Origin of the sequence: Pseudomonas sp. App30 (genome assembly GCF_047947025.1) — a bacterium.
GTDB lineage: Bacteria > Pseudomonadota > Gammaproteobacteria > Pseudomonadales > Pseudomonadaceae > Aquipseudomonas.
Genome location: NZ_CP133165.1, coordinates 6,467,067 through 6,481,847 on the forward strand (window position 1 = coordinate 6,467,067; position 14,781 = coordinate 6,481,847).

A 14,781-nucleotide genomic window follows, 5' to 3' on the forward strand; every position below is an offset into this window, starting at 1 on the left:
GAGGTTGGACGCTTTATGGGCGCGTTTTTATCGTGCGAGTTTGTCAGGCAAGAGTCAGTGGATGTCTGGTCGTTTGGTTTCAAGGCCATGCAACCGCAGCCGGAGCAAGCCTTTGACCCGGGGCGTTTCGTAATGATTGATTTTCCCGACGTGCAAGGCAACAGTGGCACCCGTTGTTATTCGATATCTGGCGCTACTGCACCGGATACGTTCGAGATTTCGGTGCGGCGTAAAGGCGACGGTGGGGTTTCGGACAATTTGGTGAGGCGCTTGCAGCCCGGCGCGCTGGTGAACCTGGTCGACGTTGCAGGCCAGATAACCTCACGGCAACTTGCCGGTCACAGCACGGTACTCATGCTGGCAGCGGGTATCGGTGTAACCGTACCCATTGCGTTGGTGCGGGATATCGCCAAGCAGCATCTGGCGGGCGTCGCTGCGCCCAGGGTGAGGCTGGTCATCGTGACGCCGGCGCTGGAGTGCTTGCCGTTCCTGACGGAGTTGCTGTCCCTGAGTTTGACCGCGGCGTGGTTTGAGTTGAGCGTCAGGCTAACCCGCCAGGCCGTGGTGTCCGGCCACTCCTGCTTCGCTGCAAGCCGGCCCACCGCCGGGGAGGTATTTGGCGGCTCGTCATGGGACAGTGTGGTGATTTGTGGCGGCCTTGCCTTTGCCGATTTTTTCGCGGCGCAGGCTCGTCAACGGCTGCCCCACTGCACGTTGTTCGTCGAAGCGTTTTCGGCCGCTGAGGCGCCGCAACCGCAGGGCGGCGCGAATGCCGTGGCGGTAAAAATCGGCACTGGGACGGTAGTGATTGACGCGGCCAAGAACCTCCTCACCGCACTTGAGGAGCAAGGCGTCAGTATCCAGCACCAATGCCGTGCGGGCATTTGCGGCCGATGCAGGATCAAGGTGGTGGACGGCGATTACCGTAGCGGCGCCCAGTTGGCGCTTAGCCATAAAGAGCGTCAGCAGGGCTACGTGCTGGCGTGTTGCACGTTCGCGACGGGCGTTGGGATTTCCATCGATATCACAGGCTAAGCCGGCGTTGGCTGTGACGCGGCCTGCGGCCGCTGCTACAGGAGGTGTAGCAGCGGCCCCAGGCCGCGTCCGGCACCCCCCCAGTCATAACTCCGCAAGCTCCACCAACCCCCCATCCCGCCCCAAACGATACCGACACAAATCCCCCGCCAATACCAAACGCCCGTCATACTGCGCGGCCGCCTCTTCCCGCACATCGCCAATGCACGGGCTGCGCTGCGGATTGTTCTGGTACCGCGCACTGAAGTGCGTCAGCACCAGGTTCGGCACCCCTGCAGCCTGCGCGAAGCGTGCCACGGCCGCGGCGGTGCTGTGGCCATAGCTGGTGCGGGCGCCTGCCAGCACCGGCTCGGTGAAGGTGGCCTCGTGCACCAGCACGTCGGCGCCCTTGGCGACGCTGGCCAGCAGCTCGGGGCGGTCGTTGTCGCCGCAGACGATTACCCGGTGGCCAGGGCGCGAAGCGCGCTGGTAGTCGCTCGCCAGTATCAGCCGGCCTTCATGGGTCACGCCCTGGCCGCGGGCCAGTTCGCCCCACAGCGGCCCGCGCGGCACGCCGTCGGCCAGCAGGCGGTCGGTGTCCAGGCGCGGCTCGGGGTCCAGCTCGTCGAACACGTAGCCGTAGCTGGGCACCCGGTGCGACAGCTCAACAGTGCTCACTTTCATGCTGGCGCAGCTCCAGGTGCCCAGGGTTTCCAGGGCGTGCAGGCACAGCTCGTAGGGTAGGTGGGTGTCGCTCACGGCCAGGCTCTGCAGCACCCAGGCCTGCAGGGCATCGGGCAGGATCAGCTCCAGCGGTTCGCTGCGCCCGGACATGCCGGCGCTGGCCAGCAGCCCGGGCAGGCCGAAGCAGTGGTCGCCGTGCACGTGGGTGATGAAGATGGCGCGCAGGTCGCGCACCGACAGCGGCGTGCGCAACAGCTGGTGCTGGGTGCCCTCGCCGCAGTCCACCAGGTACCAGGCCTTGCCGGAGGCCTCGATGACGGCGGTGGCGCTGACATTGCGGGCCTTGGTGGGGACCCCGGATGAGGTGCCCAGAAACTGCAGGTCCATGGGTTGAATGCCTCGCTGGCAAAACCCCAGTGTAACGCCTACGGGGCGGTGCCGGCAGCCGCCTGGGGGCCGGCCTTCAGGTAGGCGTCGGCGATGCGCTGCAAGGTGCCGTCACTGCGCAGGTTGTCCATGGCCTGGCGCAGGCTGCGCACCATGGCTTCGTCACAGCGTTTGGAACAGGCCAGGTACAGGTCCGACTGCATCAGCGGCGGGCTCATCTGCAAGGGCCGGTCCGACACGCCGCGCCAGATGTAGCGGGTTTCCGGCACGCCGTTGAACCAGGCGTCGACGCGGCCCATCAGCAGCAGTTGCGCGGGGTTCTCGCCAATTTGCAGGGGGTAGATCTGCTCGTCGCTGAAGCCCTCGTCGCGCAGTTTCTGCTCCTGGGCGCTGCCGCGGCCCACGGCGATGCGCGCGTAGGCCTGGCGGGCCTGGGCAAACGTCTCGACGCGGCGGTCGAGGCTGAAAAAGGCCCGGTCCATGCTCATGATCGGCGCGATCCAGGTGTAGTCGTTTTCCCGATCCGGGGTGCGTGACAGGGGGATGATCAGTTGATTGATGCCCTGGCGCACGTCGTGCTGGGCACGCGGCCAGGGCAGCACCAGCAGGTGCAGGTCGAGGCCGGCCTGGGCGGCGGCCTTCAGCGTGGCTTCGCCGACGATGCCGTGCTGGCCGGCGCTGCCGCTCATGCTCAGGGGCGGCGCTTCGGGCAGGTACAGGTCCACCGTGCGGGCCGCCACGGCAATCGCGGGCAACAGCAGCACGAGCAGGCCGGCGCAGCAGCGCAGCGAACGCTTGAAATGACTCATGGCAGTGACTCAAAACGGGTACGGGGGTGATGCTGTTATTGGCAGGAGCATAGGTGTAAATCGCCATCACTGCATCTGCCCGGACCCTGTAGCCGCTGGCGAAGCCTGCGCTGGCCCTCCAGTACGCTGGAAATCTCCAGTGCAGGCGAGGGCCAGCGCAGCCTGTCGGCAGCGGCTACGCAAGGGTCAATTGATGCGGGGGTGCTGTTGCACCAGGTTTTCGCGCTTGGCCTGCAGTTCGGCGATCTGCGCGTCGATGTCCTCGATTTTCTGCTCGATGTTGTCGTGGTGCTCCTGCAGCAGTTCCTTCGCCTCGGCAAGGTCCGACGCGGCCGGCGCTGCGCCGCGCAGCGGCTTGTTGGCGGTTTCCTTCATCGACAGGCCGGTGAGCAGGCCGATCACTGCCACCACCATCAGGTAATACGCCGGCATGTACAGGTTGCTGGTGGTTTCCACCAGCCAGGCGGCCAGGGTCGGGGTCAGGCCGGCGATCAGCACCGAGATGTTGAAGGCGCTGGCCAGGGCGCTGTAGCGGATGTGGGTGGGGAACATCGCCGGCAGGGTCGAGGCCATGACGCCGATGAAGAAGTTCAGCAGCACGGCAATGATCAGCAGGCCGGCGAAGATCAGCCCCAGGCTGCCGCTGGTGATCAGCATGAACGCCGGAATGGCCAGCACGAACAGGCCCACGCTACCGGTGATGATGAACGGGCGGCGGCCGACCTTGTCGCTCAGCAGGCCGAACACCGGCTGCACGAACAGCATCCCCACCATGATGGCGATGATGATCAGCACGCCGCGGTCTTCGCTGTAGTGCAGGTTGTGCGACAGGTAGCTGGGCATGTAGGTGAGCAGCATGTAGTAGGTGACGTTGGTCGCCACCACCATGCCTACGCAGGTCACCAGGCTGCGCCAGTGTTGGGTGGCGACCTCCTTGAACGACACTTTCGGGCCGCCGGCCAGGCCTTCGCGGTCACCCTGTTCGAGCTTTTCCACGTGCTGCTGGAACGCCGGTGTTTCTTCCAGCGCGTTGCGCAGGTACAGGCCGAGCATGCCCAGGGGCAGGGCGAGGAAGAACGGCAGGCGCCAGCCCCATTCCTGGAACTTGTCCTCGCCGATCACCGTGGAAATCAGCACCACCACGCCGGCGCCGAAGACGAAGCCGGCAATGGAGCCGAAGTCCAGCCAGCTGCCGAGGAAGCCGCGCTTGCGGTCCGGGGCGTATTCGGCGACGAAGATCGAGGCGCCGGTGTATTCGCCGCCCACCGAGAAGCCCTGCGCCATTTTCGCCAGCAACAGCAGGATCGGCGCCCAGATGCCGATGGAGGCATAGGAGGGGATCAGGCCAATGGCGAAGGTGCTCAGGGACATGATGACGATGGTGGCGGCCAGCACTTTCTGCCGGCCGTACTTGTCGCCCAGCGCGCCGAAGAACAGCCCGCCCAGGGGGCGGATCAGGAACGGCACGGAGAAGGTCGCCAGGGCCGCGATCATCTGCACGCTGGGGTTGGCGCCGGGGAAGAAGACCTTGCCCAGCACGTAGGCGACGAAGCCATACACGCCGAAGTCGAACCACTCCATGGCGTTGCCCAGCGCGGCGGCGGTGATCGCCTTGCGCATCTTGACGTCGTCGACGATGGTGATGTCTTTCAAGCCGATGGGCTTGACGCGTGTCTTGCGTAATTTCATACGGGTTACTCGGTACCAGAGGTGTCTATGGCATCAGATACGTTGGCACGCAAAATAATTCCATCCTCCCCCCGATCCCGCACCCGTAGCAGCGGCCCCTAGGCCGCGTCCTGCCCCCCCCCAAAAAAAAACACTTGGATAAATGGTAGTTACACAGGTGTAACACCTGTACTACAGTCAAAGCCGTTATCCGAACTTTGCCACTCGTGTTGCGCGTGAACTTCACGTCGCACCGCGATTGTGCGTGCGCGCAGGAAAAGTTCGAGTTTTGACGCCAGTTAATCGCCGCGCCCTGAAGGATGAATTGGCGGCGTCAAATTTAAATAAAGCCACCGTCGCCATTAAACAGAGAGTCAAACAAAATGAGTGCACAGGAAAGTGTTATCTACAGCAAATTGACCGAAGTCTTCCAGGACGTCTTCGACGAGGATGACCTGGCGCTGACCCCCGAAACCACGGCTGATGACGTGGAAGGCTGGGACAGCATGGCCCATGTGCGGCTGCTTCTGTCGATCAAGAAGAAGTTCGGCATAGAGTTCGCTGCTTCGGAAACAAGCTCGCTGAAGAACGTCGGCGACCTGGTCGCGGTCATTGCCAAAAAGAGCAAGTAGTCCGCTCACTTTTTATTGATGGGGATCACACCATGTCTCGATTGATTAGCGCACTTCCTTGGTTGGTACATGCACCCGACGACTTCTCCGTGCAATGCCGCGGTTTAAAAGCAGATGCCCCCGAACTGGGTCGAAGTATTCAAGCGCTGGCCAATTGCGCCATGGACGGCAACCAACTACAGAAACTCGCCAGCGCCATTGGCAAGTTGCAGGCCAGTGATGTTTCCCTGGCGCCATTGACGCCCCTGCGCCTGGCGGTGCTGGGCAACGGCACCCAGGATTTTGTCGCCGCCGCCCTGGTGGCCAGCGCCGCCCGCCATGGCCTGGCGCTGCAGGTGGTGAAGGGTGAATACGACCAGGTGCTGCAGGAGGCCAACGAGGCGCACTCCACGGTCAACGCCTTCCGGCCCCAGGCCGTGCTGATTGCCGTGGACTACCGTGCGCTGCCCTGGCAGCCCACGCCGGGTGACGCCGGCACGGCGCTGGCCAACGTCGAGATGGCCATGAACTACCTGCAAGGCGTGCGCGACGCGGTGCACCGCCACAGCGGTGCCACCTGCATCGTGCAAACCCTGGCGCCGCCGCCGGAAACCCTGTTCGGCAGCTTCGAGCGCCGGGTGCCCGGCACCCCGCTGTGGCTGGTGGACGAGCTGAACCGGCGCCTGGTGGACAGCCTGGCCAAGGGCGAAGACCTGCTGCTGGACGTGGCGCAACTGGCCGCCACCGTGGGCCTCGACACCTGGCACTCGCCCGGCGAGTGGAACCTGGCCAAGCTGCCGTTCGCCAGCGACTGCCTGCCGCTGTACGCCGACCATGTGGCGCGGCTGCTGGCGGCCTGGCGCGGGCGCAGCCGCCGCTGCCTGATCCTTGACCTGGATAACACGGTGTGGGGCGGGGTCATCGGCGACGATGGCGTGGAGGGCATCAAGGTCGCCCAGGGCGATGCCACGGGCGAGGCACACCTGGCCGTGCAACGCATGGCCCTGGCGCTGCGCGAGCGCGGCATCGTGCTGGCGGTGTCGTCGAAAAACACCGAGGAAATCGCCCGCAAGCCGTTCCAGGAACACCCGGAGATGCTGCTGCGCGAAGACCATTTCGCTGCGTTCCAGGCCAACTGGCAGGACAAGGCCACCAACATCAAGGCCATCGCCGAGTCTTTGGCCCTGGGCCTGGACGCCATGGTGTTCCTCGATGACAACCCGGTGGAGCGCGGCCTGATCCGCCAGATCCTGCCCCAGGTGGCGGTGCCGGAGCTGGAGGAAGACCCGGCGTCCTACGCCCGTACCCTGGCCGCCGCCGGCTATTTCGAGGCAGTGCTGTTCTCCGAGGAAGACCGCAAGCGCGCCGCCCTGTACCAGGAAAATGCCCGGCGCATCACCTTGCAGCAGCAGGCCGGCGACGTGAACGCCTACCTGGCCTCGCTGGACATGGAAATCGTCTTCAAGCCCTTCGACGCCATGGGCCGCGCGCGGGTGGCGCAGCTGATCAACAAGTCCAACCAGTACAACCTCACCACGCGCCGCTACACCGAGGCCGACGTGCTGGCCGCGGAACAGGAGGCCGGCACCCTGACCCTGCAGGTGCGGCTGATCGACCGCTTCGGCGACAACGGCATGATCAGCGTGATCATCTGCCGGCCCTCGGCCCCCGACACCTGGGCCATCGACACCTGGCTGATGAGCTGCCGGGTGCTTGGCCGGCAGGTGGAAGACAGCGTGCTGTACGAGATTCTGGCCCAGGCCCGGCAGCGCGGCATCACCCGCCTGGTGGGCGAGTACATCCCGTCGGAGCGCAACATGATGGTGCAGAAGCACTACCAGAAGCTGGGCTTTGCCCAGGTGGGCGAGGAGCCCAACGGCACCACGCTGTGGGAGCTGGGCACTGACGTCGAGAAATCGGCACCGCTGATGCGCGTACGGCACGAAAGCGCCTGACCAACCCCAACAACAAGAACAATGGAGCAGGCTGATGGACGACACTCCCAACGAGCAGCGTAAGCCCAGGCTGCCGCGGCGCGACCTGGTGCTGATACCCATGCTGGTCGGCGTCACCCTGGCGGTGCTGCTGGGCGCCGGCGAGGGCCTGGCGCGTTATTTCTACCCGGCGCAGCAGCTGGACAGTTGCCAGATTCCCGATGACATCATGGGTACGCGCTTCAAGCCCGACTGCACCTCCAGCACCAAGGCCCCCGAGGGGCCCTGGGTGACCAACCACTACAACGACTGCGGCTTCCGCTCCCAGGGCAGCTGCGCCAGCAAGCCGGCGGGTGCGTTGCGCATCGTCGCCTTCGGCTCGTCGTTGACCCAGGGTTACCTGGTGCCGTACGAGCAGTCTTACCCGGTGCGCGTCGGCGCCAGCCTGGCTACCTCTTGCCACCGCGCCATCGACGTGCAGGACGTGGCCAGCATCGGCTACAACTGGAGCCGCGCCAAGCTGGACTTCGATGAGGCGGTGAAACTGGCGCCGGACCTGCTGATCACCAGCATCGTGCCGTTCGACCTGGAGCGCGACCCCGCCGACTTCGAGGCCAGCAGCGCGCCAGCGGCGCCGGCCCCCGAGCCACCGCTGCTGAACCGCCTCTACGTGGCCATCAAGGAGCAGGCGCGCTCGGCGTACGTTGCCCAGTACTTCTACTTCAAGAACGCCGAAGCCTTTACCGACCTCTACCTGCACTACGGCGAGAAGGCCAACTTCCTGCGCACGCCGTTCACGCCGTTCTGGCAGAGCCGCCTGGACACCTACGAGAAACTGCTCGCCGACATGGCCGACCAGGCTCGTGCCGCCCACGTGCCGCTGGTGCTGGTGTACGTGCCGCAACGGGCGCAGGTGGCGATGATCAGTGGCACGCGCACGCCGCCGGGCGTGGACCCCTGGGCGTTCAGCCGGGCCATCGGCGACATTGCGCGGCGCCACGGCATTGTCTACGTCAACACCAGCGACGAGTTCAGCCACCTGAAAAACGCCGCCGACCTGTATTACCCGGTGGATGGTCACCCGTCGGGGGCAGGCCATGCGGTGATCGCCGACGCCGTGGTGCAGCGGCTGGTGAACCTGCCCGATGACCGCTTCGCCAGCTGTGCCACCGGGGCGGCCACCGCCGCCTTGCAGCCGAGGACCACGCCATGAACGTACCGTCATTCGAGTTCCTGGGCTTTGCCGCCATTGCCGCGCTGGTGTTCAACCTGTTCCTGGCGGCGGGCTGGCGCCAGGCGGTGCTGCTGGCCACCAACCTGGTGTTCTTCGCCACCCTGATGCCCAGCGCAACGGCCTGCGTGCCGTTCCTGCTGTTCCTGGCGTTCGGCTTCGGCCTGATGCGCCTGGTGCAGCGCACGCCGGGGGCCGACCACCGGCTGCTGTTCGCAGGTTCGGTGCTGGCGATCGTGCTGGTGTTCGCCTGGCTGAAGAAGTACGGGTTTTTCCCCTCGGGGATGTTCCTGGCGTTTCCCTACGCCACCGTCGGCCTGTCCTACGTGTTCTTCCGCGTGCTGCACCTGGTGATCGACGCCCGTGGCGGCACCTTGCCGCCGATCACGGCGCTGGGCTACGTCAACTACACGCTGAACTTCACCGCGCTGATCTCCGGGCCTATCCAGCGTTACCCCGACTACAAGGCGCAGGCCGACACGCTGTCGCGGCCGGACCTGATCATCGCCGGGCAGGGGGTAGAGCGCATTTTCATCGGCTTCTTCAAGGTGTTCGTGCTGTCCCATGTGCTGCATGACCTGCAGTTGCAGGCGCTGGCGTTGCTGCCGGAAACCCCCGGGCTGTGGGGCACGGCGGCCCAGGGCGTGATCATTGCCGTGAGCTACCCGTTGTTCCTGTACTGCAACTTCTCCGGCTACACCGACGTGGTCATCGGCGTGGGCCATTTCTTCGGGCTGCGGCTGCCGGAGAACTTCAACAAGCCTTTCATTGCCGAGAACTTCATCAACTTCTGGGGCCGCTGGCACATGTCGCTGTCCAACTGGTTGAAGACCTACGTCTACAACACCGTGCTGATGAGCCTGATGGAGCGCTTCCCGGCGCGCAGCGTCGAGCCGTTCCTGGGCGTGCTGGCGTTCTTCGTGACGTTTTTCCTGGTGGGTATCTGGCACGGGCAGACCTCGGAGTTCGTGATGTTCGGCCTGTTGCAGGGCGGCGGTGTGGCGGTGAACAAGCTGTACCAGATCCAGATGGCCCAGCGCCTGGGCAAGAAGCCGTACAAGGCCTTGTGCGCCAACCCGCTGTACCTGATTGCCGCGCGTGGGCTGACCTTTGCCTGGTTTGCCTTCACGCTGTTCTGGTTCTGGGCCAGCTGGGCGCAGATTGGTGCCTATTACGCGGCGCTGGGCTGGGCCGGCACCTTGCTGGTGTGGGCACTGGTGTGGGTCGGCGCAGCAGTGGTCATCGAAGCGGTGCGCCGGCTGTGGGCCGTGGTGCTGTTGCTCAAGGCCGGTGGTACGCCGGTGGCGCAGTCGCGCTACACGCGCACCGTGGCGATCACCGTGGTGGCAACCCTGACCACGGTATTCATCCTGCTGGCCAACTCCCCAGCCCCGGATATCGTCTACAAGACGTTCTGATGCCACCCCGTAGCCGCTGCCGACAGGCTGCGCTGGCCCTCAGCCACGCTGGAGATTTTTAGCGTACCTGGGAGCCAGCGCAGCCTGGCGGCAGCGGCTACGCAATTGTGTTGGCGCGACGAGTCATTTCAATAACCCGGCGATTACCGCCGCCGCCATCCGTGCCTGCAGCGCTTGCCCCTGCGCCGTCAGGTGAATGCGGTCACTGGCGAACAGCGGCGGCGGGTAGGGGCCGGCGGGGCGGTTGAACGCCGGCTCGCTGGCCCAGTCGATCACCGCGTCGCAGCTGTCCAGCGGCGCGCGGAGGGCGGCGTTGACCACCATCAAGGTGCTGTTGGCGCGTGGCTCGGCGCTGCGGATCACGTCGGCCACGCACACCACCTTGGCCCCGGCCTTGTGCGCCAGGGCGGCGCCGCGGCGGTAGGTGGCGAGGATGTCGTCGGCGCTTTGCCCCGATTGCTGGTCGTTGTAGCCGCCTTGCAGGATGACGACCTTGTTCGGCGAGCGGCTCGCGGCAAGGTTGGGCAGGGCATATTGCTCCCACAGGCCCACGGCGTCGGCCAGCCGCCCGCCATAGCGCGCGGCATTGACCAGCTGGATATCGTCGCGGCCCAGCTGGCGAATCATCTGCTGCGGCCAGCCTTGCTGGAACGGCGCGCCGCTGCCATCGGAATGGCTGTCACCCAGCACCACGATCACCCCACCGTTGGGCGCCGGCAGGCCGAAGGTCTGTGCCAGCGAAGTGTTCAACGCCGCCCGCGTGGTCGCGTCCAGCGGCCAGGGCACGATGATCGCCGCCGACATATTCACCAGCCCCGAGCGATCGCCGCCGCTCAGGCCCAGGCTGCCGCCGGCCAGCGGCGTGGCATTGCCGCCGGGGGTGGTTGTGGAAGTGCCGAGCATGTCCAGGGTCTTGCCCTGGGCGTCGGCGCTGCAGACGATGATTGCCGGGGTCTCGGTAGGCACCACGGCGGCGTAGGCGTTGTCGCCGGCGCCGTCGCAGGCGGTGGGCTGGGTGCTGTAGTGGGCGAATTCCAGGCCGGCGTTGCGGTCGGCGATATCGCCCACGGCCACGAAACCTACCGGCGCGAACGCCGAGGTGGCCGCGCCGATCACCGCCAGGGTGAAGTGGTTGGCGGCCAGGGTCACGCTGGCGGGCAGGGTCAGGTAGGTGTTGGCGGGGTCCCATTCGCCGGCACCGGCGTGGGCATCGAACAGCACGGCGCGGCTGTTGCCGTGGCGGCGCTCGGCGCTGAGCACGGGGCGCAGGGTGGCATCGGGCTGGGTGGCATCGTTGTTGCCGCCGCCCTGGTCGTGCCACACGGCAATACGGGCGAGGGCACCGGGGGCCAGCGATCCGTCGGCGAGGAACTTCAGCGCCTTGCCTTCAGCGGTGATGGCCGGGCCCTGGTAGCAGCGGCTCAACAGGTGAGTGCCGTAGGCGGTGGGGCGCAGCACGGCCAGGGTGAACTGCGCGCCGCTGCCGTGGGTGGAGGAGGCCGTTACGGGCCCGGGTCCCAGGCAGTCGTGCAGCAACGGTTGGGTGACGCTGACCTCGGCGATGCCGGTACCGGCCGTCACCTTCGCGACGCTGACCGTGGCGCCGCCGGGCAACGCCAACGTGTCGCCAGCCTGGTAGCCGCTGCCAGCCACTACCGGTGTGGCGCCGATGACATACAGCCCGATCACATCCAACGGCAGCGGCGCCGCCTGCACGCCGAGGCTTGCCACCCACAACCACGCCAGCACACCGGGTTTGCAAGGGCGCGCCATGGCCACCTCCACAGTCAAACCAGCAGCGTAGCAGCTGGGCCTTGTGGGAGCTGGCTTGCCAGCGAGCTTTTCGGGCCTCAACAGCTCGCTGGCAAGCCAGCTCCCACAGGAAGCGAAGCGCAGCCCGTAAAGGTCACGCGCTTTGCAGCCGTTCCCTGGCCCAGTAGCGCGGGTCGTCCATGACGCGGTTGTCGTTGTGCAGGTGGCCGGGCATGCGTGCCTGTAGGTAATCGATCCATGACTTGATCTTGGCATCGACGAAACGCCGCGACGAATACAGCGCATACACGTTGCGGTCAGGCGCCTTGTACGTCGGCAGCACCCGTTGCAGGGTGCCGGCCTTCAACGCGTTGGCGGCGATGAAGCTGGGCAGCAGGCACAGGCCCATGCCGGCCACGGCGCCCGACAGCAATGCATCGGACAGGTTGACCCGAAATGTCTCGCCCGGGGTAAAGCTTTCCTCACCCTTGGGCCCGACCAGGCTCCAGGTGTCGTCGCGCAAGGGCAGGGCCAGCCGCAGGCAGGTGTGGCGCGCCAGGTCGTCGAGGCTGCGCGGCGTGCCGTGCCGTTGCAGGTACTGGGGCGCGGCGCAGATCACCCCGCAGAAGCGCCCCAGCGGCTGGCCGACCATCTCGGAATCGGGCAAATGCTCGGACAAGGCAATGGCCATGTCGAACTGCTCCTCCACCAGGTTCACCGGCCGCCGTTCCAGGGTCAGGTCCAGCGTGACCTGGGGGTGCAGGCGGGTGTAGTCGGGCACCAGCGGCATCAGGCATTCCAGGCCGAACTCGGTCACCGCGTGCACGCGCAGGCAGCCGCTGGCGGTCAGGCAGGCCTCGCCGGCTTCCAGGGTGGCGTCGTCGATCAGCGCCAGGATTTCCCGGCAACGCGCAAGGTAGCGCGTACCCACCTCGGTCAGCGAGCGCGAGCGGGTGGTGCGCTGCATCAACCGCGCCTTGAGGATGTTCTCAAGCTCGGTGACCGAGCGTGATGCCTGGGCGGTGGAGATGCCCAGGCTGTGCGCGGCAGCGGTGAAGCTGCCGGTTTCGGTGACTTTGACGAAGGCCTGCATCGCGTTGATGAGATCCATTGGTTAAACCCTTGCTGGCAATGGGCTTCAACCGCTGCCGGCCAGCGCCGTGATGCTGGCCTTGCAGGTGTGAAGCGATTCTATGAACTGGTCCGCGCGCTCGGTGAAGCGCGCGGTGGGGGCGACGATGGCCACCGCGTGGGGCCCGGCGAACGTGGGCACCAGGATGGAGCAGGCGCTGATGCCGGTGATGGACTCTTCATGGTCGAAGGCAATGCCGGTCCTGCGGATCTCGGTCAATTGCGCCAGCAGCCCGGGCAGGTCCACGGTGTGCGGGGTAAGCCGGGGCAGCAGTGGGCCCAGGCACTCGCTGACCTCGCGGTCGGTCAGGGTCGACATGAACACCTTGCCGTCCGCCGTGGCGTGCATGGGCATTGGCTGCCCCACCGGGAACACCACGCGCAGCGGGTGCTCGGCCACCACGCGGTCGATCACTGAGCTTTGCTGGCGACGCATGCACGACAGAATCACGCTTTCCTGCACCGCTTCGCTCAGCTCCTCCAGCGCCTTGCGGGCGATGGTGACGATGTCCACGTGGGTCATGTGCACCATCTGTGCGAACGCCGGCCCCAGGCGAAACCCTGTGCCCGGGCGGATCGGCTCCACCAGCGCCTCGCTTTCCAGCGCTGCGACGATGCGTTGCACGGTAGAGCGCGCGAGGCCCACCTGCTGGGCAATGGCCGCCAGGCTCAGGCCCTTGGGATGCTCGCCCAGGGTGCGCATGATCGCGCTGGCGCGGGCAATCACTTGAATGCCGCCTGCCCGTGTTTCGTCGATGTCGTGTTGCTCTTTCACCTGGCCTAGCCCTCTGGAATGTGCCGCGGCTGCCTGCCAGCCGCCAAGGATGGGGGCCGAGTGTACAGATTCAGCGTCTTCTCCTGCAGCGTGACCTGAGGTTGCGCCGTCGCTGATAACCACATTATGATACATCGAATCGCATTGTGGTTAATTTTTCATCCCTTGAATTTCCTTCGGCGGCTTCCGGCCGACCAGAGGACGCGTGCGTTACACCTGGAGAACGAACATGAAGATCAGTCCCAACCGCAGTCGTTGGTGCGCCTTGCCGCTGTCGGCCCTGCTGCTGTGCGCCTGCAAGGAGGCCCAGCCGCCTGCCGACACGCGCCCGCCGGAAGTCGGCGTGGTGACCTTGAAAAGCCAACAGGTGCTGCTGAGCAGTGACCTGCCGGGCCGTACCTCGGCCTACCGCGTGGCGGAAGTACGCCCGCAGGTCAGCGGCATCGTGGTCAAGCGCCTGTTCGAAGAAGGCGCGGCGGTGAAGAAGGGCCAGCAGCTGTACCAGATCGACCCGGCCACATACGAGGCCGCGGTGGACAAGGCCCAGGCCAACCTGGACAGCACGCGCAACCTGGCCCAGCGCTACCAGCGCCTGCTGGACAGCCGCGCCATCAGCCGCCAGCAGTACGACGATGCCAACGCCAACTTCCGCCAGGCCCAGGCCGACCTGAAAACCGCGCGCATCAACCTGGAGTACACCAAGGTGCTGGCGCCAATCGACGGCCGTATCAGCCGTTCCGCCGTCACCGAGGGTGCGCTGGTCAGCAACGGCCAGGCCGATGCCCTGGCCTCGATCAACCAGCTGGACCCCATCTATGTTGACGTTACCCAGGCGTCCACCGACATGCTCAAGCTGCGCCGCGAACTGGATTCCGGGCAGCTGGCCATGGCTGGGCCCGACCAGGTCAAGGTGCAACTGCGCCTTGAGGATGGCTCGGCCTATAGCGAAGCCGGCGCGCTGAAGTTTTCTGAAGTGACGGTGGACCCCACTACCGGCGCGGTCACCTTGCGTGCGGCGTTCGCCAACCCCAAGGGCATCCTGCTGCCGGGCATGTTCGTGCATGCCACCTTGGCCGAAGGCGTGCGCGAGGACGCCATCCTGGTGCCGCAACAGGGCGTGACCCGCGACCTCAAGGGCGAGGCCACGGCGCTGGTAGTGGGCGCCGACAACAAGGCCGAATTGCGCTCGGTCAAGACCTTGCGCGTGGTCGGCAACCAGTGGCTGGTGGAATCGGGCCTCGCGGCCGGTGACCGGGTGATCACCGAAGGCGTGCAGCGCGCCCGCCCGGGCATGAGCGTGGCGGCGGTGGCGGCGCAAAACGTCGATGTTGCAGCGCCCCTGGCCAGCGCCGCCCGGTAATGGCGGC

Annotated in this window: 12 protein-coding genes; 6 read left to right on the forward strand and 6 right to left on the reverse strand. The window is 65.9% G+C overall.

Annotated features, from left to right (window positions below; all coding sequences use genetic code 11):
* Positions 1–57: 57 nt before the first annotated feature.
* On the forward strand, positions 58–1,035 hold the full coding sequence (locus tag RAM80_RS29860; protein WP_416423968.1) for a 2Fe-2S iron-sulfur cluster-binding protein: 978 nt from the start codon (positions 58–60) through the stop codon (positions 1,033–1,035).
* An 84-nt stretch (positions 1,036–1,119) separates the two neighbouring features.
* Here RAM80_RS29860 and RAM80_RS29865 read toward each other — a convergent pair whose 3' ends face one another.
* The 3 genes from RAM80_RS29865 to proP form a co-directional block, all read right to left on the reverse strand.
* Positions 1,120–2,085, reverse strand: coding sequence for an MBL fold metallo-hydrolase (locus tag RAM80_RS29865; protein ID WP_416423969.1), 966 nt, complete (start codon positions 2,083–2,085; stop codon positions 1,120–1,122).
* A 38-nt stretch (positions 2,086–2,123) separates the two neighbouring features.
* Positions 2,124–2,894, reverse strand: coding sequence for a substrate-binding periplasmic protein (locus tag RAM80_RS29870; protein WP_416423970.1), 771 nt, complete (start codon positions 2,892–2,894; stop codon positions 2,124–2,126).
* A 186-nt stretch (positions 2,895–3,080) separates the two neighbouring features.
* Positions 3,081–4,583, reverse strand: a complete 1,503-nt coding sequence (gene proP / locus RAM80_RS29875; protein ID WP_416423971.1) for a glycine betaine/L-proline transporter ProP — start codon at positions 4,581–4,583, stop codon at positions 3,081–3,083.
* Between the two features lie 362 nt (positions 4,584–4,945).
* Between proP and RAM80_RS29880 the strand changes: the two genes are divergently transcribed.
* From RAM80_RS29880 to RAM80_RS29895, 4 genes are read left to right on the forward strand one after another with little or no spacing between them, the layout of a single operon-like run.
* Entirely contained in the window at positions 4,946–5,194 is a 249-nt protein-coding gene (locus RAM80_RS29880) for an acyl carrier protein (RefSeq protein ID WP_416423972.1), read from the forward strand.
* Positions 5,195–5,226: 32 nt separating this feature from the next.
* Complete coding sequence (locus tag RAM80_RS29885) at positions 5,227–7,128, forward strand: HAD-IIIC family phosphatase (protein WP_416423973.1); 1,902 nt, start codon at positions 5,227–5,229, stop codon at positions 7,126–7,128.
* Between the two features lie 34 nt (positions 7,129–7,162).
* Positions 7,163–8,320 (forward strand): SGNH/GDSL hydrolase family protein, encoded by a 1,158-nt coding sequence (locus RAM80_RS29890; RefSeq protein ID WP_416423974.1) that lies wholly within the window; start codon positions 7,163–7,165, stop codon positions 8,318–8,320.
* Positions 8,317–9,756, forward strand: coding sequence for an MBOAT family O-acyltransferase (locus RAM80_RS29895; protein ID WP_416423975.1), 1,440 nt, complete (start codon positions 8,317–8,319; stop codon positions 9,754–9,756). Before RAM80_RS29890 ends, RAM80_RS29895 begins: the two co-directional genes overlap by 4 nt.
* A gap of 123 nt (positions 9,757–9,879) precedes the next feature.
* Here the strand turns inward: RAM80_RS29895 and RAM80_RS29900 are convergent, their stop codons facing one another.
* From RAM80_RS29900 to RAM80_RS29910, 3 genes are all read right to left on the reverse strand, one after another.
* On the reverse strand, positions 9,880–11,529 hold the full coding sequence (locus RAM80_RS29900; protein ID WP_416423976.1) for an SGNH/GDSL hydrolase family protein: 1,650 nt from the start codon (positions 11,527–11,529) through the stop codon (positions 9,880–9,882).
* Between the two features lie 133 nt (positions 11,530–11,662).
* Positions 11,663–12,619 carry a LysR family transcriptional regulator gene (locus RAM80_RS29905; protein ID WP_416423977.1) on the reverse strand — a complete coding sequence of 319 codons (957 nt, stop codon included), beginning with the start codon at positions 12,617–12,619 and terminating at the stop codon, positions 11,663–11,665.
* Between the two features lie 27 nt (positions 12,620–12,646).
* Positions 12,647–13,414: an IclR family transcriptional regulator gene (locus RAM80_RS29910; RefSeq protein WP_416423978.1), complete on the reverse strand. Its 768-nt coding sequence runs from the start codon at positions 13,412–13,414 to the stop codon at positions 12,647–12,649.
* A 229-nt stretch (positions 13,415–13,643) separates the two neighbouring features.
* On the opposite strand from RAM80_RS29910, the gene RAM80_RS29915 reads away from it, so the two are divergent.
* Complete coding sequence (locus tag RAM80_RS29915) at positions 13,644–14,774, forward strand: efflux RND transporter periplasmic adaptor subunit (protein WP_416423979.1); 1,131 nt, start codon at positions 13,644–13,646, stop codon at positions 14,772–14,774.
* Positions 14,775–14,781: the final 7 nt, after the last annotated feature.

What these genes read in the sequence shown, in the direction of transcription:
- RAM80_RS29865 (WP_416423969.1), bottom strand. Translation starts at nt 2,085, where the DNA reads ATGGACCTGCAGTTTCTGGGCACCTCATCCGGGGTCCCCACCAAGGCC.
- RAM80_RS29870 (WP_416423970.1), bottom strand. Translation starts at nt 2,894, where the DNA reads ATGAGTCATTTCAAGCGTTCGCTGCGCTGCTGCGCCGGCCTGCTCGTG.
- proP (WP_416423971.1), bottom strand. Translation starts at nt 4,583, where the DNA reads ATGAAATTACGCAAGACACGCGTCAAGCCCATCGGCTTGAAAGACATC.
- RAM80_RS29880 (WP_416423972.1), top strand. Translation starts at nt 4,946, where the DNA reads ATGAGTGCACAGGAAAGTGTTATCTACAGCAAATTGACCGAAGTCTTC.
- RAM80_RS29885 (WP_416423973.1), top strand. Translation starts at nt 5,227, where the DNA reads ATGTCTCGATTGATTAGCGCACTTCCTTGGTTGGTACATGCACCCGAC.
- RAM80_RS29890 (WP_416423974.1), top strand. Translation starts at nt 7,163, where the DNA reads ATGGACGACACTCCCAACGAGCAGCGTAAGCCCAGGCTGCCGCGGCGC.
- RAM80_RS29895 (WP_416423975.1), top strand. Translation starts at nt 8,317, where the DNA reads ATGAACGTACCGTCATTCGAGTTCCTGGGCTTTGCCGCCATTGCCGCG.
- RAM80_RS29900 (WP_416423976.1), bottom strand. Translation starts at nt 11,529, where the DNA reads ATGGCGCGCCCTTGCAAACCCGGTGTGCTGGCGTGGTTGTGGGTGGCA.
- RAM80_RS29905 (WP_416423977.1), bottom strand. Translation starts at nt 12,619, where the DNA reads ATGGATCTCATCAACGCGATGCAGGCCTTCGTCAAAGTCACCGAAACC.
- RAM80_RS29915 (WP_416423979.1), top strand. Translation starts at nt 13,644, where the DNA reads ATGAAGATCAGTCCCAACCGCAGTCGTTGGTGCGCCTTGCCGCTGTCG.